Annotated in this window: 24 protein-coding genes and 1 riboswitch; of the genes, 22 read left to right on the top strand and 2 right to left on the bottom strand. The window is 47.5% G+C overall.

What is annotated here, in order from left to right:
• The first annotated feature begins 258 nt into the window (after nt 1-258).
• From tmk to rsmI, 8 genes are all read left to right on the top strand, one after another.
• Nucleotides 259-930 (top strand): dTMP kinase, encoded by a 672-nt coding sequence (gene tmk, locus M1D61_RS21900; RefSeq protein WP_458120598.1) that lies wholly within the window; start codon nt 259-261, stop codon nt 928-930.
• Nucleotides 931-1,042: 112 nt separating this feature from the next.
• The gene (locus M1D61_RS21895; RefSeq protein WP_017815552.1) at nt 1,043-1,372 is read left to right on the top strand and encodes a cyclic-di-AMP receptor; all 330 of its coding nucleotides are present in this window, start codon (nt 1,043-1,045) and stop codon (nt 1,370-1,372) included.
• Nucleotides 1,373-1,757: 385 nt separating this feature from the next.
• The gene (locus tag M1D61_RS21890) at nt 1,758-2,201 is read left to right on the top strand and encodes a YaaR family protein (RefSeq protein WP_458120597.1); all 444 of its coding nucleotides are present in this window, start codon (nt 1,758-1,760) and stop codon (nt 2,199-2,201) included.
• Between the two features lie 116 nt (nt 2,202-2,317).
• Nucleotides 2,318-3,292, top strand: coding sequence for a DNA polymerase III subunit delta' (gene holB / locus M1D61_RS21885; protein ID WP_458120596.1), 975 nt, complete (start codon nt 2,318-2,320; stop codon nt 3,290-3,292).
• Nucleotides 3,293-3,468: 176 nt separating this feature from the next.
• Nucleotides 3,469-4,269, top strand: a complete 801-nt coding sequence (locus tag M1D61_RS21880) for a PSP1 domain-containing protein (RefSeq protein WP_017815549.1) — start codon at nt 3,469-3,471, stop codon at nt 4,267-4,269.
• A 31-nt stretch (nt 4,270-4,300) separates the two neighbouring features.
• Entirely contained in the window at nt 4,301-4,678 is a 378-nt protein-coding gene (gene yabA / locus M1D61_RS21875) for a DNA replication initiation control protein YabA (RefSeq protein WP_458120595.1), read from the top strand.
• Nucleotides 4,679-4,744: 66 nt separating this feature from the next.
• On the top strand, nt 4,745-5,497 hold the full coding sequence (locus M1D61_RS21870) for a tRNA1(Val) (adenine(37)-N6)-methyltransferase (protein WP_458120594.1): 753 nt from the start codon (nt 4,745-4,747) through the stop codon (nt 5,495-5,497).
• Nucleotides 5,494-6,396, top strand: coding sequence for a 16S rRNA (cytidine(1402)-2'-O)-methyltransferase (gene rsmI / locus M1D61_RS21865; RefSeq protein ID WP_458120593.1), 903 nt, complete (start codon nt 5,494-5,496; stop codon nt 6,394-6,396). The genes M1D61_RS21870 and rsmI overlap by 4 nt, the downstream gene beginning before the upstream one ends.
• Nucleotides 6,397-6,661: 265 nt before the next feature.
• Here the strand turns inward: rsmI and M1D61_RS21860 are convergent, their stop codons facing one another.
• Nucleotides 6,662-6,916 (bottom strand): AbrB/MazE/SpoVT family DNA-binding domain-containing protein, encoded by a 255-nt coding sequence (locus M1D61_RS21860; RefSeq protein WP_017815545.1) that lies wholly within the window; start codon nt 6,914-6,916, stop codon nt 6,662-6,664.
• A 334-nt stretch (nt 6,917-7,250) separates the two neighbouring features.
• Here M1D61_RS21860 and M1D61_RS21855 point away from each other — a divergent pair, with 334 nt between their 5' ends.
• The 11 genes from M1D61_RS21855 (at nt 7,251) to M1D61_RS21805 (ending at nt 18,505) form a co-directional block, all read left to right on the top strand.
• Nucleotides 7,251-8,573, top strand: a complete 1,323-nt coding sequence (locus M1D61_RS21855) for an HD domain-containing protein (RefSeq protein ID WP_458120592.1) — start codon at nt 7,251-7,253, stop codon at nt 8,571-8,573.
• Nucleotides 8,574-8,623: 50 nt separating this feature from the next.
• On the top strand, nt 8,624-9,391 hold the full coding sequence (locus tag M1D61_RS21850) for a TatD family hydrolase (protein WP_458120591.1): 768 nt from the start codon (nt 8,624-8,626) through the stop codon (nt 9,389-9,391).
• 195 nt (nt 9,392-9,586) lie between these two features.
• Nucleotides 9,587-9,819, top strand: a riboswitch (cyclic di-AMP (ydaO/yuaA leader).
• Nucleotides 9,820-10,129: 310 nt separating this feature from the next.
• The gene (locus M1D61_RS21845; RefSeq protein WP_458120590.1) at nt 10,130-11,230 is read left to right on the top strand and encodes a ubiquitin-like domain-containing protein; all 1,101 of its coding nucleotides are present in this window, start codon (nt 10,130-10,132) and stop codon (nt 11,228-11,230) included.
• Between the two features lie 174 nt (nt 11,231-11,404).
• Nucleotides 11,405-11,950: a ribonuclease M5 gene (rnmV, locus tag M1D61_RS21840; protein WP_458122586.1), complete on the top strand. Its 546-nt coding sequence runs from the start codon at nt 11,405-11,407 to the stop codon at nt 11,948-11,950.
• Nucleotides 11,951-11,954: 4 nt separating this feature from the next.
• A complete protein-coding gene (gene rsmA / locus M1D61_RS21835; protein ID WP_458120589.1) occupies nt 11,955-12,839 on the top strand; it encodes a 16S rRNA (adenine(1518)-N(6)/adenine(1519)-N(6))-dimethyltransferase RsmA in 885 nt (294 codons plus the stop codon).
• Between the two features lie 106 nt (nt 12,840-12,945).
• Nucleotides 12,946-13,221: a biofilm formation stimulator Veg gene (gene veg / locus M1D61_RS21830; RefSeq protein WP_458120588.1), complete on the top strand. Its 276-nt coding sequence runs from the start codon at nt 12,946-12,948 to the stop codon at nt 13,219-13,221.
• Between the two features lie 176 nt (nt 13,222-13,397).
• Nucleotides 13,398-14,252 carry a 4-(cytidine 5'-diphospho)-2-C-methyl-D-erythritol kinase gene (gene ispE, locus M1D61_RS21825; protein WP_458120587.1) on the top strand — a complete coding sequence of 285 codons (855 nt, stop codon included), beginning with the start codon at nt 13,398-13,400 and terminating at the stop codon, nt 14,250-14,252.
• Between the two features lie 169 nt (nt 14,253-14,421).
• Nucleotides 14,422-15,255 carry a pur operon repressor gene (purR, locus tag M1D61_RS21820; RefSeq protein ID WP_458120586.1) on the top strand — a complete coding sequence of 278 codons (834 nt, stop codon included), beginning with the start codon at nt 14,422-14,424 and terminating at the stop codon, nt 15,253-15,255.
• Nucleotides 15,256-15,452: 197 nt separating this feature from the next.
• Nucleotides 15,453-15,737, top strand: a complete 285-nt coding sequence (gene spoVG, locus M1D61_RS21815) for a septation regulator SpoVG (protein ID WP_046216567.1) — start codon at nt 15,453-15,455, stop codon at nt 15,735-15,737.
• Nucleotides 15,738-15,962: 225 nt separating this feature from the next.
• Nucleotides 15,963-17,357 (top strand): bifunctional UDP-N-acetylglucosamine diphosphorylase/glucosamine-1-phosphate N-acetyltransferase GlmU, encoded by a 1,395-nt coding sequence (gene glmU, locus M1D61_RS21810; RefSeq protein ID WP_458120585.1) that lies wholly within the window; start codon nt 15,963-15,965, stop codon nt 17,355-17,357.
• A 194-nt stretch (nt 17,358-17,551) separates the two neighbouring features.
• Nucleotides 17,552-18,505, top strand: coding sequence for a ribose-phosphate diphosphokinase (locus tag M1D61_RS21805; RefSeq protein ID WP_017815534.1), 954 nt, complete (start codon nt 17,552-17,554; stop codon nt 18,503-18,505).
• Nucleotides 18,506-18,585: 80 nt separating this feature from the next.
• Here the strand turns inward: M1D61_RS21805 and M1D61_RS21800 are convergent, their stop codons facing one another.
• Nucleotides 18,586-18,786 (bottom strand): hypothetical protein, encoded by a 201-nt coding sequence (locus M1D61_RS21800; RefSeq protein WP_046216563.1) that lies wholly within the window; start codon nt 18,784-18,786, stop codon nt 18,586-18,588.
• A gap of 124 nt (nt 18,787-18,910) precedes the next feature.
• On the opposite strand from M1D61_RS21800, the gene pth reads away from it, so the two are divergent.
• The 3 genes from pth to M1D61_RS21785 all read left to right on the top strand — a co-directional run bounded on the left by pth (nt 18,911) and on the right by M1D61_RS21785 (nt 24,374).
• Nucleotides 18,911-19,471 carry an aminoacyl-tRNA hydrolase gene (gene pth / locus M1D61_RS21795; RefSeq protein WP_458120584.1) on the top strand — a complete coding sequence of 187 codons (561 nt, stop codon included), beginning with the start codon at nt 18,911-18,913 and terminating at the stop codon, nt 19,469-19,471.
• Between the two features lie 201 nt (nt 19,472-19,672).
• Nucleotides 19,673-23,197: a transcription-repair coupling factor gene (gene mfd, locus M1D61_RS21790; protein ID WP_458120583.1), complete on the top strand. Its 3,525-nt coding sequence runs from the start codon at nt 19,673-19,675 to the stop codon at nt 23,195-23,197.
• Entirely contained in the window at nt 23,184-24,374 is a 1,191-nt protein-coding gene (locus tag M1D61_RS21785; RefSeq protein WP_458120582.1) for a peptidylprolyl isomerase, read from the top strand. Before mfd ends, M1D61_RS21785 begins: the two co-directional genes overlap by 14 nt.
• The last annotated feature ends 135 nt before the right edge of the window (nt 24,375-24,509 follow it).

The following is a 24,509-nucleotide window of genomic DNA, read 5'->3' as shown; positions in this document are numbered from 1 at the left end:
CTAGCCTTTTAGAGTACGCTAAGAATTGGAGCCGTCGAAATATAATCCGAGCGGATTAAAGCAGTTTTTAATACTATAAAATGATAGAAAGTTCCTTATGATATAATAAGAGCATAAGGAATCCTGAAGGCAGCAGAAACACACAGGCTGCTGCAAGTATTATCAAAAAGCTGCAGTACTACCAAAAGAGCTGCAGTAACATCAAAAGATGAGGCCAGCCCGTCGTCTGGACCATTGGATATGGAAAGCAGGAATAGAATGAAGCCAAATGGGTTGTTTATTGCAATTGAAGGTATGGATGGAAGCGGCAAAACCAGTCAACTGGAGCGGATCAAGCAGTATCTTGCCGTGAAAGAGATATCCTTTTTATCGACACGTGAACCGGGTGGCATCTCGGTATCGGAGCAGATTCGGAATGTGATTCTGAATGTGGACAATCATATGAGCGGTCTGACAGAGTGTCTGCTCTATGCCAGTGCCCGCAGGGAGCATCTGATCCAGAAAGTAATCCCAGCGCTACAGTCAGGCCAGTTGGTCATCTGTGACCGGTACGTTATGTCGTCGCTTGCCTATCAGGGTTATGGACGGGAGCTGGGACAGGCGGTACTGGATATCAACCGTCTGGCTATTCAGGTTGATGATCGGGAATACTGGGCCGATGTGAACATCTATATTAATGTTCGTCCGGAAGTGGGTCTGGAGCGAATTATGGCCAAAACCAGCGATCGTGAGATTAACCGGCTCGATCTGGAAGCCATTGATTTCCATCATCGCGTGTATCAGGGTTATATAAAGTTGTCCCAAGAGTATACGGATCAGTTCATTATTATAAATGGTGAGCAGAGCGAGGAAAAAGTGTTTGAAGAGATTCGACAGGTGATCGACCGGCTGCTTGCCTCCAAATCCGAGCAAGCAAGTGAGTTAGAATAGAACAAAGTGGTTACAATATTGGAACCAGGGTTGGAAAAGGATTTTGAGTTGGTTGTGTCAAATGAGTAATAAAAGAAAGTGATGATAGATTCTGATCGAGGAGGCCATGATAATGAAACTGATTATAGCGATCGTACAAGATAAAGACAGTAACCGTTTATCCGGAGAGCTGGTAAAGGCGAACTTCCGTGCAACCAAGCTGGCCAGTACCGGGGGATTCCTGCGTGCGGGAAATACAACATTTCTGATCGGGGTAGATGACAGTCAGATCGAAGCGGTAATGGACGTTATCCGCAACAGCTGTAAAATTCGTGAGCAACTGGTTACTCCTGTTACGCCAATGAGCGGTACGACCGATTCGTATCTGCCATTGCCGGTAGAAGTTCAAGTGGGCGGAGCAACCGTATTTGTACTGCCGGTCGAGCGGTTTGAGCACTTCTAATCCATTTTTCTTTCATTGAATTCAGGAAAAGTGTAAATTTACGTAATTCCTATGCAACATAGCATACAATAAATAGTATAATAAATAGAAGGTAAGGATCGGGGACAGTTACTGGAACCGGTCCATCTTCTTTATACAGACTTAAATGTGCAGACTGTACGCCATTTCATGCTGCGGTATGATGGTTTGTTATAAATGAAACATAAATTTCTTTTTTTTACGATTTGCTATTCTTTAATGACCGCTTTTTAACGATACTGATATATATATCAGTATTTGGCAGGTCGATCAGACAGGAAATGATTTAGCGTATGCTAATTACAATAAAAGGATGGTTAAGAACCAGTGTGTTCCTATTACAGGTGCAATGGAAAGGAAGATATTTATGAAAATTAATCCCGGTTACCCGATGATGAAGAGTAACCCTGTTATATCGGATACACCCAATAAAGTAGTACAGCAAAAGAACTTCTCGGATGTACTGCAAAATCATGGTACACAGGCTACACATGACGAAGTACAACGTCAATTCAGGGAAATTCAAATGCAGGGTGAACGTCTGGCTAAATCCATGACACTGCGCGAACTGAAATCTTATCAGATGCTGGTCAAACGCTTTCTGGAAGATACGGTTCGTCGCGGTATCAAGTTAAAAGAAACGCACAGCTTTGATCGTCGTGGACGCAGCAAGAAGTATAAACTGCTTGATGAAGTCGATGCGGCGCTGATCAGCATGGCGGAAGATCTGCTGAACAGTGAGCAGGGAAGAATTGAACTGCTGCAGCGGATGGGTGAAATTCGCGGCTTGCTGGTCAATTTCCTGTACTGATCCCGCACAACATTTCACGACTGACTATCCAGGCAGGAGAGTAAGCCTGCAGGAATGTGGCAGCTGCGGTATGAACAGGCAGTGTGCACGGCTGCAGGGTACGCTAAGGAGGAAGTATGTCTTTTCAGGAAATTATTGGACAGGAAATGGCAAAACGTGTTCTACAGAACGGACTGCGCAACCACAAAATCTCACATGCCTATCTGTTTAACGGGCCAGGTGGCAGCGGCCAACTGAAAATGGCCCGCAGCTTTGCACAGGCGCTGGTATGCACCCATCAGAGTGAAGAAGCATGCGGAGAATGCATTGAATGCCGTAAGATGGAGCATGGCAATCATCCTGATTTTCACCTGGTAGTGCCGGATGGCAGTTCGATCAAAATTGAACAAATTCGCGAATTGCAGCGGATTTTTTCCTATCGTTCCGAAGCGGGCAACCGTAAAATATATATTATCAAAGATGCCGATAAAATGTCGGTACAGGCTTCCAATAGTCTGCTCAAATTTCTGGAGGAACCGCCTGCGCCGGCTGTCGCCATTTTGTTGACTGAAAATGTGCAGTCCATTTTGCCGACGATTCGTTCACGTACACAGCCAGTCATGTTTACCGCGTTGGATCCGCAGCAAATGACGCAAATTCTGGCGGATGAGAATTTTCCAATGCCTCTGGTGAGGTGTGCAGTACAGATCGCTTCCGACCCGGATGAATGTCGTGAACTTCTGAGTGAGAATTGGTTTGCAGAAATTAGAAACGTAGTGTTACAATTAGGGAAGGAATCCGCCGGTAGAGGAAGCATCAGCCTCATAACCGCGCAGCAAAAGCTGTTCAAGGGCGGACTGGGAGATCATCTGGAGCAAGTATTTGATCTTTTCCACTTATGGTTCAAAGATATGATCCATATCCAGATCGGCAGAAATGAAAGTATCGTTTTTATAGATCAGTTAGAGTCTCTCTCCAAGGTGGCTCACACCCGCAGCATGCAGCATTGGATATCCTGTATGGCGCTTGCTGCCGAATCTAAGAAAATGCTCCGATCCCATGTGAATGGGCAGCTGTGTATGGAGCAATTTCTCATAGGGGTAAGTGGCTAAGGTATAGAGGAAACTTCTGTAACTGGACGGGCAGTGTATACATCGTGCGGAACACATTACTGGAAGAGCAGCGACTTTTTCAAAACACGCCATGTCCGTGAGAACTAGAAGGGATCTTCTTATCGTTTTTGCAGCAATTAGTAGGAACGGTATTGGCAAATGAGGAGGCTTATCTTTTGTATAACGTAGTAGGCGTCCGCTTCAAAAAAGCGGGTAAAATATATTACTTTGATCCGCTTGAATTTGCAGTGGACAGCGAGCAGCATGTTATTGTTGAGACAGCAAGAGGCATCGAGTATGGTAAGGTTGTCATCGGGCGCAAGCAGGTGAACGAGGATGATGTGGTTCTTCCTTTGAAGAAGGTCATCCGGATTGCCGGTAATGAAGATGCACAGATCGTTGAAGAAAACCGGGTTGCGGCGAAGAATGCATTTGCAACTTGTCTGAAGAAAATCAAAGAACACCAGCTCAAAATGAAGCTGGTCGACGTTGAATATACATTCGACCGCAATAAGATCATTTTTTACTTTACTGCGGAAGGCAGAGTGGATTTCCGGGAACTGGTCAAGGATCTGGCCAGCATTTTCCGTACACGGATCGAGCTTCGACAAATCGGAGTTCGAGATGAAGCGAAGATGCTGGGTGGGATTGGTCCATGTGGACGAATCCTGTGTTGTTCTTCCTGGCTGGGTGATTTTGAACCTGTATCGATTAAAATGGCCAAGGATCAGAGCCTGTCTCTGAACCCGACCAAAATCTCAGGATTGTGCGGCCGTCTGATGTGTTGTCTGAAGTTTGAACATGACAATTATGAAAGTATCAAAGAAGAACTTCCTGCTGTGGGGAAATTTGTCGTCACCTCGTTGGGGGATGGCAAAGTTGTGGGCATCAATGCGAATTCCAGAACTGTGCATGTCCAAATCTTCGATATCAGCAAGGTCAAGGAACTGCCGTTTGATGAGGTGGTTGTGAAGTAAACCGGTCAAAGGCTGCTTTTGAGGTGGAAACTTGGAAAAGAAAAATCTTTTTGAGCATATTCATGAACTGGAGACACAAATGAACCATATGCACGGAGATATGGGAAGATTAAAGCTTGCCGTTAAAGAGTTACTGGAGGAAAATCAGCGTCTCACAATTGAAAATGAGCAGCTGCGCCGTGTACTCAAAAAAGAAGTACCTGTTGAAGTAAAAGTGGCAGAACCACAAATTGTCGAGATTCTCAAAGACACGCACAGTCATCCCTATCCGGAAGTGGTTGGAGAAGGGTACGATAATCTGGCACGTCTGTACCATGAAGGATTTCATATCTGTAATGTCTATTATGGACACTTGCGTACAGAAGGTGACTGTCTGTTCTGCCTATCGTTTTTGAATAAATCCGAATAATGTATACTATAAGCCGCGGAGTGCATCCGCGGCTTTTATGTAGCCGGAATATGGAAAGGAATAATTATGAACCAGGAATTTACCGAACCGGGGGAACGGATCGATGATCTGTTAACCAATAATCTCAAAATTATCCAGAGCCGCGAAGTGTTCAGTTTTTCCATGGATGCTGTACTGCTCGCCCGCTTTGCCAGTGTACCGCCGCAGGGACGGATCATGGATCTGTGTACCGGCAATGGGGTCGTACCGCTGCTACTGAGCACACGGACCCGCGCAGCAATCGAAGGCGTCGAGATTCAGGAACGTCTGGCAAGTATGGCACGGCGCAGCATAGCCCTGAACGGGCTGGAAGAGCGGATTACAATCCGGGAACAGGATCTGAAGGAAATGCCGCTGACCGGAGAGCATGGCAGCTATGACGCTGTGACAGTGAATCCTCCCTATGCCCAGCTTACAGGCAGTGATATCAAGCTGAACATTCATCAAGCGATGGCGCGTCACGAGATTGGCTGTACACTGGAAGACGTAATTCGTACCGCGTCTCAGCTGCTACGTACAGGCGGGAAAATGGCAATGGTTCATCGTCCACACCGACTCGTCGATATTCTGTCCCTGATGCGTACGTATGGAGTTGAGCCCAAACGGGTTCGATATGTACACCCTCGTGTCAATATGGAAGCCAATATGGTGTTGGTGGAAGGACTGCGTGCCGGCAAGCCGGAACTGCGTATTCTGCCGCCGCTAATCGTATATAATGAGAATAACGAATATGTACCCGAAATTATGGATATTTATTATGGGCAAAAGGAGTCATTATGAGCATACAGATTCAGAAAAGCTTTGCTGCTCAGCATATGGAGAACCATCCTGCCGGGGAAGCCGGTATTCTATATCTGGTGGCGACACCGATTGGTAATCTGGAAGATATGACGTATCGCGCGGTACGGACCCTGCAGGAATGCGATATTCTGGCTGCAGAGGATACCCGTCAAACCCGCAAACTGCTGAGCCATTTTGAGATTACGCCGCGCAAGCTGGTCAGCTATCATGAACATAACAAAAAGGCGAGCGGACCCGAACTGATTCGTCTGATCTGTGAAGGACAGAATCTGGCACTTGTCAGCGATGCCGGCCTGCCCGCCATCTCTGACCCCGGTCAGGAGCTCGTACAGCTGGCTCTGGAGCAGGGAGTGCGTGTCGTTCCTATTCCAGGAGCGAATGCAGCCCTGTCTGCGCTGATCGCTTCCGGGCTGTCTACGGATCGGTTTACCTTTATCGGATTCTTGCCGCGTGATGCGCGGGGACAGGAAGAGATTCTGCAGGGAGCGCGTGCTGCGGAAGGAACACTTTTATTTTATGAGTCACCACACCGGGTGATCAAGACGCTGAGAGCTATGCTGGAGCATCTGGGCAACCGTCCGGTTGTACTGGCCCGGGAGCTGACCAAGCGGCACGAAGAATGGGTTCGTGGGACGATCCAGGAAGCGCTGGCCTGGTTGGAGGAACATCCGCCGCTGGGAGAATATTGTATTGTAGTGGAAGGCCAGTCGGCCAGCGAAGCGCAGGCAGAGGCCAATGAGTGGTGGCAGCAGCTGTCGATTGAGGAGCATGTCGAACATTATGAACGACAGGAGCAGCTTCCTCGTAAAGACGCGATGAAAAAGACAGCCAAGGACCGAGGTATCTCCAAAAGAGATGTCTATCAAGCTTTGCTTTAGACTGCGATTGATATAACAGAATGGGTAAATTATTATAATAGAAGAAAAGCGGTAAGAAGGGATATTGGCGCGACGTCAAGGTCCCTTTTTCCTATGTAAGTTGGAAGTAGGCATAAAAAGAAAGTATAATGTAGTTCAGGATATTTATAGGAGCGTATGAACAAAAAAATGCCTCTACCCAGACAATGAATGCCGGGTAAAGGTCCAAGGAGATATGAAAAGGTTAGAATTAATAAGTTTATGGGTCTATTATAACCTATTTTATTTATTTTGTCACAGGAACAGGGATCTCTGAAATACATTCGTTACAAACGATTTTACCTTTGAAGTAAGTTACATTTTCAGCATTGCCACAGAAGATACAAGCTGGCTCGTATTTTTTGAGCATAATGCGCTCGCCATCCACATAGATTTCCAGAGCATCTTTCTCGCCAATACCCAGTGTACGGCGCAATTCGATAGGGATAACAACGCGTCCCAGTTCGTCTACTTTTCTTACAATACCAGTTGATTTCATCATACTGATCAATCCTCTCAATTTTGGTTTTATTGGTTTAATTTTGTTTTATTAAGTGTCAGTGTTCGACAAATTTCTATCTTTTATGATATTCATAATACCAACGTTTCCCAAATCAGTCAACCTATAAATTATATAAAAAAGCCTTTTTTAGAGTAAAAGTGCAAATTTTTTTTATATAACGTAGGTTTTGTACGATATTATTAGTATTAAAAGTGTTTGTCGATTTGGAAAATCATTTATTGTATATAACGACACTGTTCGACAATAAAGACATGATTCCATTTTAACGCATAGAAAATACTGGAATCAAGTTTCGGTAAAGGAGGGCTATACATTGAAACCTATACAACCTTTGGAAGAAGAAAAAGTCTTTAAAGATCCGGTTCATAATTATATCCACGTACAGGACCGTCTAATCTGGTCCTTGATCAACACGCCCGAATTTCAGCGATTGCGGCGGATCCGTCAGCTGGGGACTTCCTATCTGACCTTTCATGGTGCCGAACACAGCCGGTTCTCTCACTCTCTCGGGGTATATGAGATTACACGGCGGATTATTTCACAGTTCGAACGCGGAGGATATGAAGATTGGCCGAGTGAAGAACGTATGGTGGCACTCTGCGCCGCACTGCTGCATGATCTGGGACATGGGCCATTCTCCCATTCCATTGAAGAAGCGTTCGAGATGAATCATGAAGAATGGACCTGCCGGATTTTGCTTGGCGATACGGAGATCAACCGTATTCTGGAAGAGGTAGAGCCCGGATTCGCAGACAAGGTCGCTGCCGTGATCCGCAAAGATTATGAAAAAGCGATTGTCGTTAATCTGGTCTCCAGCCCACTGGATGCGGACCGGATGGATTATCTGCTGCGGGATGCTTATTTTACCGGCGTCAATTACGGCACTATTGATATGGACCGTATTATTCGTGTGCTGCGTCCGCATGATGGACGGATAGTGGTCAAGGAATCCGGAATGCATGCGATCGAGGATTATCTTATGTCCAGATACCAGATGTACTGGCAGGTTTACTTCCATCCGGTTACCCGGAGCTCGGATATTGTGCTGCGCCATATTTTCCAGCGGGCCAAAGAGCTGCATGATCAGGGATATTCGTTCCGGTTCCTGCCGCATCCGCTGCCTTCCTTATTTGAAGGAACACTGACTGTAAATGAATATCTTCTACTAGACGAAGCACTTGTACAGACAGCCTTTATGCAGTGGACGCTGGAGCAGGACGAGATGCTGGCCGATGTATGTTCACGCTTTATGGAGCGGAGACTTTATAAATATGTAGAAACGGAATTAATCGACCTGGATATGATCGATGAGATTCGTTCCGAATTTGAGCGGGCGGGCCTTCATCCGCACTATGATCTGGAAATCGATTTTCCGACAGATCTGCCTTATGACGTATTCCGCCCGGGAGATCCGAAAAAAGAAAAACAAATCCTGCTGCTCAACCGTCAAAACAAAGTGCAGGAAATCTCGGAAGTGTCGGACGTGGTACGTTCGATCAGCGGTATCCACCGCGGCAGATACCATCTGTACTTTCCACAGGAAAAGCTGGAAAGGGTAAAAGATCAGTTGTCCAAACAGGTGGCGGATATCTTCGAAGACAAGTTGGGTCCGGCACAGATGGAATTCGAAATTTAAGTCTCACGGATCAAAAATAGAGCAAGGCGAAGTAAAGGAGAGTTAAATATATGTTATTTGATACACATACCCATCTGGATTCCAAAGATTTTGATGGTGATCGCAAAGAAGTCATCGAACGCGCTTATGCCAACGGTGTAACGCGGATGGTAAATGTAGGTTTTGATCGCGAGACGATTCCTACAACAATGGAGCTTGTTGAAGCGTATGATTTCATCTATGCGGCAGTTGGCTGGCATCCGGTTGAAGCGATCACGATGCAGCCGGGGGATCTTGAATGGATTGAATCTTTATGCAAACACGAGAAAGTAGTGGCTATCGGCGAAATCGGTCTGGATTATCACTGGGACAAATCACCAAAAGAAGTGCAGCATCGTGTACTGCGTGAGCAAATCGGCTTGGCACGATCGATCAACATGCCAATCGTGATCCATAACCGGGAAGCGCATGAAGATATTGTACGTATTTTGCGAGAGGAAAAAGCGTCCGAAGTCGGCGGCATTATGCACTCGTTCTCGGGCAGCTGGGAGACGGCAAAAATGTGTCTGGATATGGGCTTCCATTTGTCGTTCGGCGGACCGATTACATTCAAGAATGCCAAGCAGCCAAAAGAGGTACTTCAGCAGGTGCCGATGGACCGTTTATTGCTTGAAACCGACTCCCCATATTTGACACCACATCCTTATCGTGGGAAAAGAAATGAGTCGGCTCATGTGCGTCTGGTAGCCGAGACAGCTGCCGAGCTAAAAGGGGTCTCGCTGGAAGAAATTAGTGAAATTACGACCAAAAACGCCCTTACATTATTTGGCATACGGTGAAATAGCGAGAAAAACCCCCGAAAAACCGAGCTATACGGATATATGAATGAATTTTAATGAATAAATGCTAAAATGTTACAAGATTTTAACTACTTTTTAAGAAAAACGGAGTTGCCTATCGCTTTACAGTGAGGTTGTGTTCGGGATATCATTTCATCAGTGATTTAATCTTGTTATTGATAAACGAGATTCCATGATTCGGTCTCGCTGAGTTTCCTACATAGGAGAACGGGGGAACCAACAGTTGTCTTCAGCATTCAAACCAGCAGTAACGGAAGACAACTTGTCTGATTCCTGATACAGGGTCTTTGGGGTGAATTGGGGATACTTGCGCCATGAGCGGAGGACTCTTCAAAGGGCATGCAGTACAAGCAATAAAAAGTGTCCGAACCCGACAGCTAACCTCGTAAGCGATGCAGAGGCAACCTCGCATTTTCTAGTGTTTCCCGAATGTTGTAATCGTCGGAAGCCAGGAAGAGTTGCTCTTGCGCTTTTCCATAGGCTTCTTTTGTTTTGGCTAAAAGGGAAAGCAAGAGTGTATTATTCTGAATATCACTGTTCAGAATCAGGAAGCCGCTAGGACTGACCATGGCGCAGGTACCTATTACATCATGAAAGATTGTCGAATGCCGATAATCTTGCATCAACACAAACGGCCTGCGAAAATTCTTATATAGTCGCGTCACATTTTATTTACGTCACAGCTAGACGGCGAGACTATGAAGGAGGACGGAAGAAGTGGGAATTGCTCCTTTCGAAGAAACCCATGGTTCACGCTCATCCAGCATGTCTTACGCGCTGAGTTGGAAGCAGAAAAATCTACGCTTTGCCTCGTTAACTGCACTGGCGGTCATAGCGGTCATCGTTATGCTGCTCTCTGTACTGTACAATCAGGCAGGCAAAAATATTTATGTCATCATCGACGGTAAAGCACAGGAAATGGAAACTCGCAAGCTCATGCTTTCCGATATGCTGACGGAACACCAGATTCAACTGGCACCACAGGATAAAGTATCCATGCCGCTCAATGGCGCCATCCAGGATGGGGATAAAGTCTATATTAACCATGCGGTAGCAGTGAACATCACGGCTGACGGAGATACCAAAAAGGTATACACGACAGCCAAGACAGTAGGCAACACGCTGGAGCAGGCCGGAATCGATTTGAAGGAACAGGACAAATTGACGCCGCCGGTAGAAGCTTCAGTCAAGCAGGACATGGATATCAAAGTCGTTAGAACGACTTCATTCGTAACGAAGCAGACAGTCAAGCTCCCGTACGATGTAGTCAAGAAAACCAGCGCCAGTATGCTGGAAGGCAAGACCAAGCTGATCCAACCCGGACAAACGGGTAAAGTCGTGCAGTATATCGAAAAGGTCTACGAAGATGGAGAATTCGTCTCCAAGCGTATGATCGACAAGAAAATGACATCGAAAGTTCAGGATAAGATTGTGATGGTGGGCACCAAGAAAGAACAGCCCAAGCTGCTCGCTGCAAACACATCCAGCAGTTCCAAATCGGACAAAAGCTTTTCTTATGCCAAAGTACTCAACAATGTGACACTTACTGCTTATTCTTCAGCAGAACCGGGTCTGGGCACAACTACCGCTTCCGGTACAAGAGTGATGGAAGGACGTACAATTGCCGTCGATACCAGCGTCATCCCGATGGGATGGTGGGTATACATTGAAGGTATCGGTTACCGCCGTGCGGAAGATACCGGCAGTGCCATTAACGGCAACAAAATTGACGTGTATATAGACAGCCTGAGTCAGGCCAGATCATTCGGTCGCAAGACAGGCTACACCGTGTATGTTATTGGCCCGGTAAAACCTTAGTTTGGCGATAGGATTGCTGTTGCCTGCCTCGGTGGGGCTGTTGTATGATATAGTTATGGTTAACCATGAGCGTGAATAGAACCGACAAAAAGAAGAGGATGAATCCTCTTCTTTTTGTTTGTTATACTGAAGACAGATTCATAAATGAACGCAGAAGGGAAGCGTAAGGCAAAAGTGATTAAAGAAGTGATCGTGGTAGAAGGCAGGGATGATACGGTTGCCATCAAGCGTGCGGTAGAGGCGGATACGATCGAGACAGGCGGATCAGCCATAGGTGCGGACGTGATCCGGCGTGTGAAGCTGGCACAAGAGCGCAGAGGAGTCATTATTCTGACCGATCCCGATCATGCCGGTGAGCGTATACGCAAAATTGTGGCCCAGCAGGTGCCCGGCTGCAAGCATGCCTTTATCCCGGAAGACGAAGCCACGCGCAAAGGGGATATCGGTGTCGAGAATGCATCACCCGATTCCATCCGTGCTGCACTGGCACGTCTTCATACGGAAATGCCATCAGCCGAAGTGCTGATCGACTGGGATGATCTGATGATGACAGGACTCGTTATGCACAAGGATGCGGCAGAGCGGCGAATGAAGATGGGCAATCTGCTCGGTATCGGCTACTGTAACGGCAAGCAATTTCATAAGCGGCTGCGTATATTCGGCATTACCCGTGAGGAATTTGCCGCAGCACTTTCACAACTGGAAGCGGAGGAACAATAAATCAATGAGTGATCGACACGATATTGCCACACCCCGACGGACCAAGGAAATTATCAGCAAGCACGGATTTTCGTTCAAAAAAAGCCTTGGGCAGAACTTTCTGATCGATGCGAATATTTTAAATAAAATTGTGGAAGCGGCAGAGCTGACACCAGAGCGCGGCGCCCTGGAGATCGGTCCCGGTATCGGAGCGCTCACCGAGCGTCTCGCCCAGCAGGCCAAGGCAGTCACCGCAGTAGAGATTGATCAGCGGCTGATTCCGATCCTCAGGGATTCCCTGTCGGAGTATTCCAACGTCAATGTACGTCACGGGGATATTCTCAAAGTGGATCTGCATGAACTGTTCGGTGAAGACTTCAGTGGTGTCGACAAAGTCAGCGTCGTAGCCAACCTGCCGTATTATGTGACCACTCCGATTCTGATGAAGCTACTGGAAGAGCGCCTGCCGCTCGATAACATTGTCGTCATGATCCAGAAGGAAGTTGCCCAGCGGATGGCCGCACAGCCGGGAGGCAAGGAATACGGAAGCCTCAGCATCGCTGTCCAGTATTACTGCGAGCCGGAACTGGTCTGCATCGTACCGAAGACGGTATTTATTCCTCAGCCGAATGTGGAGTCTGCAGTCATTCGTCTCAAGCTGCGCGAGCAGCCTGCCGTACAGGTGGAAGATGAACAGCATTTCTTTGATATCGTGCAGTCCTCCTTTGTACAACGCCGCAAGACGATCGCCAATAACCTGAAAACACGATACTTTAACGGTGGAGATCGGGAGCAGCTGGAACAGCTTTTGGCCAGTGCAGGTATTGATCCGACCAGACGCGGAGAGACGCTCAGCCTCCAAGAATATGCGGTGCTCAGCAAGGTGTTTTTGGACGCCGGTATCCGCTGAAAATAATCGTTGACAAGATAATTTTCTGACTGCTATAATTTAATGTTCATTTGACATATCCCTCTTTTTCTGGTATACTTGAATAGGAAAAGAGGTGGTTGTAGGCATGGCTAACAATGCGCTTACGGAAATTAAACGCAATCTTGATGCTCATGTTGGGCACAAAATCACTTTGCGTGCAAATGGTGGTCGCAAGAAGACCATTGAACGGACTGGCGTTTTAGAAGAAACCTACCCTTCTGTTTTTACAGTAAAGCTTGATGATGATCATCAAACTTTTGAACGAGTGTCTTACAGCTACGCTGACGTATTAACCGACTCCGTCGAGATTACGGTCTGCGATGAAGATTCCCAGACGCGGATCGAATACGCAGGGAATTGAATAACTGTTTTATCATAAAGCAGTCTTTATCTCCTTTCGGGGTAGAGACTGTTTTGTTTTGTGAATGGACTTCATAATCTATTTTTTTTATAATATGGATTATTCATGCTGACTGGCAGCCAGCCGGTCTGAATATAGATCAAGAACGGATGGACTGTTGAAGGTGGAGGAACCTCATGAAGTTATACGAAAAAGCGCCCGCTAAAATTAATTTGATGCTGGATGTATTACATAAGCGGCCGGATGGCTACCATGAAGTCGAGATGATCATGACCATGGTAGATCTGGCGGACCGGCTCACGATTTCGGAAATGGCAGGGGATACAATCAAAATATCCAGCCAGGCCGGATACATTCCGCTGGACGAGAAAAATCTCGCTTATCAGGCAGCAAAGAAAGTAAAGGAAAAGTATCATATTCGCCAGGGTGTACACATTCATATCGACAAGAAAATTCCGGTTGCAGCCGGACTGGCAGGCGGCAGCAGTGATGCTGCAGCCGCACTGCGGGGACTGGACCGTCTCTGGAACCTTCATATCCCGCATGAGGAGATGCTGAAGCTGGGAGCCTCGATCGGCTCGGATGTACCATTTTGCATTACAGGGGGCACGGCGCTTGCTACAGGGCGTGGAGAGATCCTGACGCCGCTGCAGAGCCCGCCGGACTGCTGGGTGATTCTGGCCAAGCCGCCGATCAATGTATCGACAGCGAACGTATACGGCCGCCTGCAGGCAGACCGTATTGCCCAGCACCCGTCGGCAGCGAATATGCGTGCAGCGCTGGAACAGCATTCCTTTGAGCAGATCTGCAGTGAACTGGGTAATGTGCTGGAAGATGTTACCCTGTCGCATTATCCGGAGGTAAGACAGCTCAAACAGGCAATGATTCAGCTGGGCGCGGATGGCGTATTAATGTCAGGAAGCGGTCCTACCGTCTTCGGACTCGTATCCAAAGAATCCAAGGTAGCCCGCATTTACAATGGGCTGCGCGGCTTCTGCCATGAAGTCTATGCGGTCAGAATGTTAACCTGAATGAATACAGGTCGCAATCTTGTTCATACCATTGTGCTGAATTTATGCAGATTGGATGAACAAGATTGCGATTTTCTTTTACAAACACGTACAAAAATGTTATATTCACTTTAATTATTCGGATTTGGGTATATAATTGTAAATTTTTTGTAGATAGTGAGGAGTTAAAGTGAAAAAACTAAAAAGGAGTGCGCGTCTGGTCGAGCTGACCCAGTATTTGACATCACGACCACACACGCTGATTCCGTTAACGACTTTCGCTGACCGGTACGGAGCGGCCAAGTCATCGATCAGTGAAGATTTGACGATTATCAAGGAAGTCTTTGAAGAAGAAGGCGTCGGGGAACTGCTGACTTTGGCAGGTGCAGCCGGTGGAGTGAAATATATTCCAAGACTGTCGCGCGAGAAAGCTTTTTCTTTTATGAGTGATCTGTGTCAGCAGCTGGAGCAGCCGGATCGTCTGCTGCCGGGTAATTATATTTATATGTCCGATCTGCTCGGACAGCCGGCTATTCTGAATGAAGTCGGCAAAATTTTCGCCTCGGTATTTGCCGATACGCCAATCGATGTCATTATGACTGTCGAGACCAAAGGTATTCCGTTGGCTCACGCGACAGGTACACAGCTGAATCTGCCGGTCGTACTCGTACGACGTGATCATCAGATGACCGAGGGATCGGCTGTCAGCATCAACTACGTATCCGGTTCCCACAAGAGTCTGCATACGATGACCCTGTCGCGCCGGGCATTGAAGGAAAAGTCCCGCGTGCTCATCATCGATGATTTCATGAAAGCCGGAGGAACAATTCAGGGCATGGTCGATCTGCTGGATGAGTTCAATGCGACAGTAGCCGGGGTTGGCGTGCTGCTGGAATCAGGCGCGGTCGACACGGAAGATCGTCTTTGGGCCGATTATGTATCACTGGCTACACTGACCGAAGTCGATGCCAAAAGCAAGAAAATCATGGTCAAACCTGGCAATTACTTTGAAAATGAAAAGTGATGAACGTTTTCACCTATAGAACCCATTTTCATATTGAGAATGTCTATCAGTCAATCTTTTTGTAATTCGTCGAAAAACGGCAAAAAAAGCAAAAAGGTAAAAAAACACACAATAAATTTTCAGAAAAAAAGAGGGATTTCCCCGCCATGTGTGGAAATACACAACCAAGTCTTTATGGACAAAGGTGGTGAACACATATGGAAATAACGGATGTACGACTCCGCCGGGTAAATTCCGAAGGCAGAATGAAAGCCATTGCATCTATCACAATCGACAGCGAATTTGTCGTTCATGACATTCGCGTTATCGACGGTAACAATGGCATGTTTGTCGCAATGCCGAGCAAACGGACACCGGATGGTGAGTTCCGCGATATCGCGCATCCTATTTCTTCAAGCACTCGCGAGAAGATTCAGACAGCCGTGCTGACTGAATACGAACGTGCCGGTCTTGAAGAAGAAGTTATTGAAGAAGGCGCATAATCAAGTACTTATTGGGGTTTAAAAGAAAAGGGAGTCACAGGGAGCAAGAGCTGTGGCTCCCTTTTCTTTTTGTCCGGAATAAGATATATTCAGTATGGAGTTTTTTTGACGGTTGTATAAGTATGGTGGTCAATCAATATTACAAAGTCCCGCAAACAGGCTTGCTCCTAAGCAAATTCCGGGATTATATGTATAAAAGATTCAATTATGGAGGAGGCAATCTTTTTGAAAAGGATGGCAGTAGTACTGGCAGCAGGTAAAGGCAAACGGATGAAATCCAAGCTGTACAAGGTGCTTCATCCGGTATGCGGCAAGCCAATGGTAGGCCATGTACTGGACGCGGTACAGAAAGTAAATTGTGAGCGCAGTGTTGTTGTTGTAGGCCATGGCGCAGAAGCGGTACAATCATTCCTGGGAAACCGTGCGGAATACGCACTGCAAAGTGAGCAGCTGGGCACAGGTCATGCGGTGCGCCAGGCGGAGCCGCTGATCGGAGCAGAGCAGGGTACAACAATCGTCATCTGCGGAGATACACCGCTGGTAACACCGGAGACGCTGGAGAACCTGATTCACCAGCACGAATCCGCAGGTGCGGCAGTAACCATCCTGACAGCACGCATGGAAGATCCGACAGGCTACGGCCGTATTATTCGTGATGCGGATGGCAGTGTAACCAAGATTGTGGAGCAAAAGGACGGTACACCGGAAGAACTGGCGGTACAGGAGATCAACACGGGTACTTACTGCTTTGACAATTCCCTGCTGTTCTCTGCATTATCCAAAGTGACGAACAACAATGCCCAGCAGGAATATTATCTGCCGGACTGCATCACCATTTTGCGGGAGCAGGGCAAACGCATCTCCGCTTATGTAACAGCCGACATTTCCGAATCCATCGGTGTTAATGACCGTGTGGCTCTGTCGGAGGCCGAGCAGTTCATGCGCAGACGTCTCGCTCGCCAGCATATGCTGAATGGCGTAACGATTATTGATCCGGATTCCACCTACATCGGTGCGGATGTACAGATCGGTGCGGATACGGTACTGCATCCCGGTACCATTCTCAAAGGCAATACCGTAATCGGTGAAGACTGCATCATCGGTCCGAACACGGAGATTGAGGATTCCAAGGTAGCCAGCGGCACCACGATTCGTCAATCGGTGCTGTCGGAGACCCAGGTTGGCGAGGAAGGCATGATCGGACCGTTCGCATATCTTCGTCCGGGAACCGTACTCGGTGATCAGGTCAAAGTAGGTGACTTTGTCGAATTGAAAAATGCCAAAGTCGGCAATGGTTCCAAAATTCCGCATCTGAGCTATGTAGGCGATGCTGAAGTCGGTTCCGGTGTAAACATCGGCTGCGGAGCAATCACTGCCAACTACGATGGACTGAACAAGTCCACAACGATCATAGAAGATGATGTGTTTATCGGCAGCAACTCCAACCTGATCGCACCGGTTCGTGTGGGCAAAGGCGCCTATGTGGTAGCAGGCTCCACTATTACGAAAAATGTGAATGCCAATGATCTGGCTATCGCACGTGCACGCCAGGAAAACAAACCGGGTTATGCCGAGAAAATTCGTGCCAAAGCCAAAGCAATCAAGGAACAAAAGCAATAATTTGTGAATCATAAGACCATTTGATTAAATTATTATCTATTGCACTAACATAATGCCACTATTCGCTAGAAAATTATTATATAATGTTAAGTGTATGATGCTTGTTGAATGATCTGATCGACCATATAGAGAGAGATAAATAAGACTGAGCTGATGAGCATTCCAATGAACCACCACGGAGGGTTTTAACCATTATGACTTATTGTGATTCCAAACTAAAGATTTTCACTTGTAATTCCAATCCCAAGTTGGCGGGTCAGATTGCCGACTATATCGGTATTCCCATGGGTGAATCCCGTACCACCAGCTTCAGTGATGGCGAAATTCAGGTGAAACTATCCGAGAGCGTTCGCGGTTGTCATGTCTATATCATTCAATCGACCTGTGCGCCGGTGAATGATAACCTGATGGAACTGCTTGTCATGGTAGATGCACTGAAACGCGCTTCCGCCAAGAGCATTAATGTTGTAATTCCTTATTACGGTTATGCACGTCAGGATCGTAAAGCACGTTCACGCGATCCGATTACAGCCAAACTGGTAGCGAACCTGATCGAGAAGGCAGGTGCTCACCGTGTAATCGCAATGGACCTGCACGCCATGCAAATTCAGGGTTTCTTCGATATTCCGGTGGATCATCTGCTGGGTGTGCCGATTCTGGCTCAATATTTCCGTTCCAAGCAAATCGAGAACCCGGTTGTTGTGTCTCCTGACCATGGTGGTGTAGTACGCGCACGTAAACTGGCTGATCTGCTCAGCGCACCGCTGGCAATCATCGATAAGCGTCGTCCGGAGCCCAACGTTAGTGAAGTTATGAACATTATCGGTAATATTGAAGGCAAGACAGCGATCCTGGTCGATGATATCATCGATACGGCAGGTACGATTGTACTGGGCGCGAATGCACTGATCGAAGGCGGCGTCAAAGAAGTCTACGCGTGCTGTACGCATCCGGTACTGTCCGGCCCGGCGATGGATCGTCTGGAGAATTCTCCGCTTAAGGAAGTGATCGTGACGGATACCATTCCGATTACGCATCCGAATCCGACCAGCAAGTTAAAAGTATTGTCGGTTGCTCCTTTGATGGGTGAAGCAATTATCCGTGTACACGAGGAACTATCGATCAGCAAGCTGTTTGAAATCGAATAAACATGTATGTAACGAAGGGTTACTTCCTCGGTGGAGGCAAGTAACCCTTATCGGTGTATCCATAGAAGTGTAATTTGCATTCAGTAGCCCGGTCTGGATATAAAGGTATGCCGCTGTCGATGATACAAAATATGATTCATCTCGATAAACTGATGATCGTAGGCGGTAATCAGACCAATATCCACAGGAATACCATGACGGTAAATCTGCACAGGCATTTCCTGTCTGAAATGGTCGTAAAAATGACGGTTTTTCAGCAGCTGCTGCCCAAAGGTATACATGCTGAGTGTCCTCCTTGTTAGACTTATCCGTTTGGTGTACACCAATTTTAACAAAAAATGAAAATTACTGCACCGTAGACATATGCATATCGACATATACCGAAGAAATGAGGATTATGAAACAATGAAATGGATTGTAGGATTGGGTAACCCGGGGCCGGAATACGCCAAAACACGCCATAATGTAGGCTTCATGGCGCTGGACCGTCTGGCGGAACGGCACGGTATATCCATCAGTCAAAGCAAAAGCAAATCACTGATTGGCGAAGGCCATATCGGTGGCATCAAAGCCGTACTGATCAAACCGATGACCTATATGAATCTCTCCGGCGAAGCCGTACGTTCCTATATGGATTATTACAAAGTCGCCCTGGAAGACCTGATTGTCGTCTATGATGATATGGACACGGAGACCGGCAAGATCCGGCTGCGCTTTCAGGGCAGCGCTGGCGGTCATAACGGGATTAAATCGATTATCCAGCATACCGGCACCCAGAAGTTTGACCGGATTCGCATGGGCGTCTCCCGGCCGGAACCGGGCTATGCGATCGTCGACTATGTCCTGTCCCCTTTCCCCAAAAAAGAAAAAGAACTGCTCGATCAGATGATCGAGAATACATGTGATGCGCTCGAATTTAGTATGAAGCATACGTTTGAGCAGACCATGGCTAAGTTTAATGGATAATGATATAATAAAGCTTAATAATTATATCTTTTAAATCGTATATATACCGCCTTCCGGACCATTCATGCAGAGGTTAAGAAGGCGGTTGTTTGTAGGCAAATCGGCATTTTATCCGGTTTGTCGTTTTACCGTTGTGTGATTTGTTTATAATCATTTGTTTATATATTTTAATACTGACCCGAGAATAAGTGAGGTGCCGCTTTGTTACACAATCTGATACAAGCATTTGCCAAAGATAATGACTTTGGTTCTGTTCGCGATGGTATTGTGTCCGGAATGAAAGATCAACTCATTTCCGGATTGTCTGGCTCGGCCCGGCATTTGCTGATTGCGGGCCTTTTTACGGAGACGCAAAGGCCAATGCTGGTCGTTACTCATAATATGTTTCATGCTCACAAAATAGCTGAAGATCTGCAGGAGGCACTGACCCCGGAGCAGGTATTGCTCTATCCTGCCAATGAACTGGTAGCGGCAGAGTCTGCCATTTCCAGCCCGGAGACGCTGGCGCAGCGTATTGATGTACTGACGCAATGTGCCGCCGGATTCCGCGGCGTTATTGTCGTGCCATTTTCCGGTGTGCGTCGTTATCTGCCGGCACGTGAAAATATTGCCGGTGCAGAGATTATCCTGAAGGATGGCGGAACGCTGGAGTTGGAAGCTTTCCTGAAGCGAATGGTAGAGCTGGGTTATGAGCGCGTCGAACGTGTGGAATCCCGTGGAGAGATGAGTGTCCGTGGGGGCATTATCGACTTTTACCCGGTGACGACCAACCTGGCTTATCGGGTGGAACTGTTCGATGAAGAGATTGATTCGATCCGTACGTTTGATCCGGATGATCAGCGTTCGATCGATAAGGTGAAATCGGTCACCATCACACCATGCCGTGAAATTATTGCGGATGAAGAACGGATGCGCAAGGCGGCTGATCTGGTTGCGGCCAGACTGGACATGCAGCTGGAGAAAATGACCGATCGTCAGGCCAAGACAAGACTGAAAGAAGAAATCGGCCGGGAAATTGAAATGCTGCGTCAGCATGTCTATTTCCCGGAAATCTACAAATATATTGCTCTACTCTATCCGGAACAGGTTACCCTGTACGATTATCTGCCGGAAGACACGGTCGTCATTATGGAAGAACCGGCCCGCCTGCAGGAAACAGCGCGGCAGCTGGAACGTGATGAGAGCGAATGGGATATGCACCTGCTGCAGAATGGCAAAAGTCTGCCTGGACTGGAACTGGCTGCCCATACGGATGATGTGATGTACCGCAGTCCTTTTCAGAGTGTGTGGATGTCTGTCTTCCTGCGTCAGGTGCCGAATGTACAGCCTGGCAATATCGTGAACTTTGTCAGCCGTACAATGCAGGATTTCCATGGACAGATGAATGTACTCAAATCCGAAATGGAACGATGGAAAAAAACAGGCATGCAGGTCGTTATGCTGGCCAGCGGCGAAGAGCGGATGGAACGTGTCCGCCGTGTGCTGGATGACTATGATATTGAGACGCCTGTCATGATGGATGGGAATATGCAGGCCGGTTTTGAACTGCCGTCCATTAATCTGGCGGTTATTACCGAAGGCGAAATGTTCTCCAAAAAGCAGCGCAAAGTGCGCAAAGTCAGCAAAAACGTTGATAATGCAGAGCGTATCCGCAGTTATACCGAGCTAAAGGTAGGCGACTATGTCGTTCACCAGAACCATGGTATCGGTAAATATATGGGGATCGGCACGCTTGAAGTTGGCGGTATCCATAAAGACTATATGCATATTATGTACGCTGGCGGCGACAAGCTGTCCGTACCGATTGAGCAGATCGATCTAATTCAGAAATATGTCGGTTCCGAAGAGAAAGAGCCGAAAGTATACAAGCTGGGCGGCAATGAATGGATCCGTGTCAAAAATAAAGTCCGTTCTTCCGTACAGGACATTGCCGATGATCTGATTAAACTGTATGCAGAGCGTCAGGCAGCGCCGGGTTATGCTTTTGACAAGGATACGAATGAACAGCATGAATTTGAGAATACGTTCCCGTACGATGAGACTCGTGACCAGCTGCGTGCAATTGACGAGATCAAGGGCGATATGGAGAAAAACCGTCCGATGGACCGCCTGCTGTGCGGTGACGTTGGTTACGGCAAGACTGAAGTTGCGATTCGTGCAGCTTTCAAGGCAGCGATCGAAGGCAAGCAGGTCGCTATTCTGGTGCCGACGACCATTCTTGCACAGCAGCACTATGAGACATTCCGCGAGCGGTTTGCCGAGTATCCATTTAATATCGGAGTACTGAGCCGCTTCCGTACACGCAAAGAACAGAATGAGACGATTAAGGGAATCAAGCAGGGCACGATCGATGTCGTGATCGGTACACACCGTCTGCTGTCCCAGGATCTGGTGTTCAAGGATCTCGGTCTGCTGATCGTCGATGAGGAGCAGCGTTTCGGTGTGTCTCACAAAGAGAAGCTGAAACGCCTCAAAACCAATGTGGACGTGCTTACGCTGACAGCGACGCCGATTCCGCGTACACTGCATATGTCGATGCTGGGCGTGCGGGATCTGTCGGTTATTGAGACACCGCCGGAGAACCGTTTCCCGGTACAGACCTATGTGGTGGAACACAGCCCGACACTGGTGCGCGAAGCGGTCGAACGTGAGCTGAACCGCGGCGGCCAGGTATATTATCTGTACAACAAGGTACAGGGCATTCATGAGATGGCTGCCCATATCTCGGAGCTGGTACCAGAGGCGCGTGTAGCGGTTGGCCATGGCCAGATGTCCGAGCAGGAACTGGAAAAGACCATTCTCGACTTCTTGGATGGCGAGTTCGATGTGCTGGTCAGCACCAGTATTATCGAAACGGGTGTCGATATCCCGAACGTCAACACGCTGATTGTGCATGACGCAGACAAGATGGGCCTGTCCCAGTTGTATCAACTGCGCGGACGGGTAGGGCGTTCTAACCGGATCGCTTACGCCTACTTTACGTACCAGCGGGATAAAGTACTAACCGAAGTCGCCGAGAAGCGTCTGCAGTCGATCAAGGAATTTACCGAGCTCGGCTCAGGCTTCAAAATTGCCATGCGCGATCTGTCGATCCGCGGCGCGGGTAATCTGCTCGGAGCAGAGCAGTCCGGCTTTATCGCTTCGGTTGGTTTTGATCTGTATTCCCAGATGCTGGCAGAAGAAATCCAGAAACGTAAAGTCACCATGCTCGGTGAGCAGGATCTTAAAGCCAATGACTGGAATACAACGATTGATCTGTCGATTGACGCATATTTGCCATCCGATTATATTTATGATAGTATCCAAAAAATAGAAATTTACAAGAAAGTGGCAGCTGTATCTTCCTTTGATGATATTGCAGAGCTGGAAGATGAAATGCTTGACCGTTTCGGCGAGCTTCCGGAAGCGGTTATTCAGCTGATGCAGGTTGCCCGTCTGAAGCTGTATGGCAAGCGTTATGGAATTGAACATATTTCCCGTCAGGGTGATAATGTACAGCTCAAATTCCATGCAGGCCAGGAAAAAGCATTTGATATGGGTCTCCTGTCCGAGATTGGCAATCGCTATGAAAGACGTGTACAATTTAATCAGGGTTCCAACATGATCATTCAGATTAAAGGCAAGGGAATGACGGATGGCGAGCTGCTGGAGTTATTGCGCCAGTTTCTTGAAGCTGTCATGGAATCATTCAAACTAAAGGGGGAACTACAGAATGTGGCCAATTAAAAAAGCTGCTCGTAAAACAGCGGTATTAACAGCAGGAGCTGTACTTAGCATCAGTCTGTTGGCAGCTTGCAACAACGGCAATAACGCGGCTCCACAACAGCCCAAGGCTGCTGAACAAGCCAAGGATAACAGCCCGGTTGTTGCTGAATATGAAGGTGGCACCATCACCGAGAATGAATTTAACAAAGAAGTCAGCATACAAAAATTCCTGACTCCACAATATGCTCAAATGTTCGAAATGCCTGAATATAGAGACGAAATCATGAATAAGTTACTGGAGCAGGAAGTGGCTTATGAATCGCTTGAACAGACTGCCAGCGATGCTGCCAAAAAAGCGGGAACTCAGCAAGCCGAGGAGCAGCTGACCCAATTTAAAGGAAGCATGGCTCCAGAACAATGGCAGGAAATGCTAAAAGCAGCAAAACTGACAGAGCAGGATGTAAAGGATTATATGACTGTTGTTCTGACCGGTTCTGAAGTTATGAAAGAAAAAGTAACCGATGATAAAGTACAAGCTTATTTTGATGCCAATAAAAAAGACTATACTACAGCTACAGTTCGTCACGTGCTGATCGGCCTGCAAAGCGCAGACGGCAAAACAACACGTACCGATGCACAGGCACTGAAGCTTGCCAAGGAAGTCAAAGCCAAACTGGATAAAGGTACGGACTTTGCAACCATCGCCAAGAAATACACCGATGATACAGGCTCCAAGGAACAGGGCGGCCAGTACAAAGATCAAAAAGTCGGCAACTGGGTAGAAGGATTCAAAAATGCAGTACTGACACAAAAAATCGGCGTAGTGGGTCCACCGGTCAAAACAGATTATGGCTACCATGTCATCAAAGTGGAATCCCGTACGGAAAAAGCGTTTAAAGATCTGACAGCTGAAGAAAAAGATACCATCAAGTCCCAGCTGGCTTCTCAGAACTTCAGTAACTACATGGCTAACGATGTTCCGAAACTGATCAAGAGCAAAAACCTGCCTAAGGCACCGGCACCTGCCGCTGCCGAAGGAGCAGGCGATGCTACAGGCGGCGCTGGTACCAGCACGCCAGGAACAACCGAGAGCCCGGGAACTGCCGGTGATGCTGCAACAGGTAAAAGCACGACCGAAAATGGTGCAAACTCTACAGAAAGCGCACCAGCTGAAAGTACAACCGAAAGCAGCAAGTAATGGCCTGCAGAGAGGCCTAACGGCTTCTCCTGGCATCGTTACGTTATACTGAATAGCGCGGATTTCCGCGCTATTTTTGCGTGATACGGCTGTATTCTGTTACTCTTACCCGGAGACAAGTTAAAGATCAGGAAA

The sequence above is a fragment of the Paenibacillus sp. Z6-24 genome, assembly GCF_054161335.1.
This window is presented reverse-complemented; position numbering and strand designations above follow the sequence as displayed.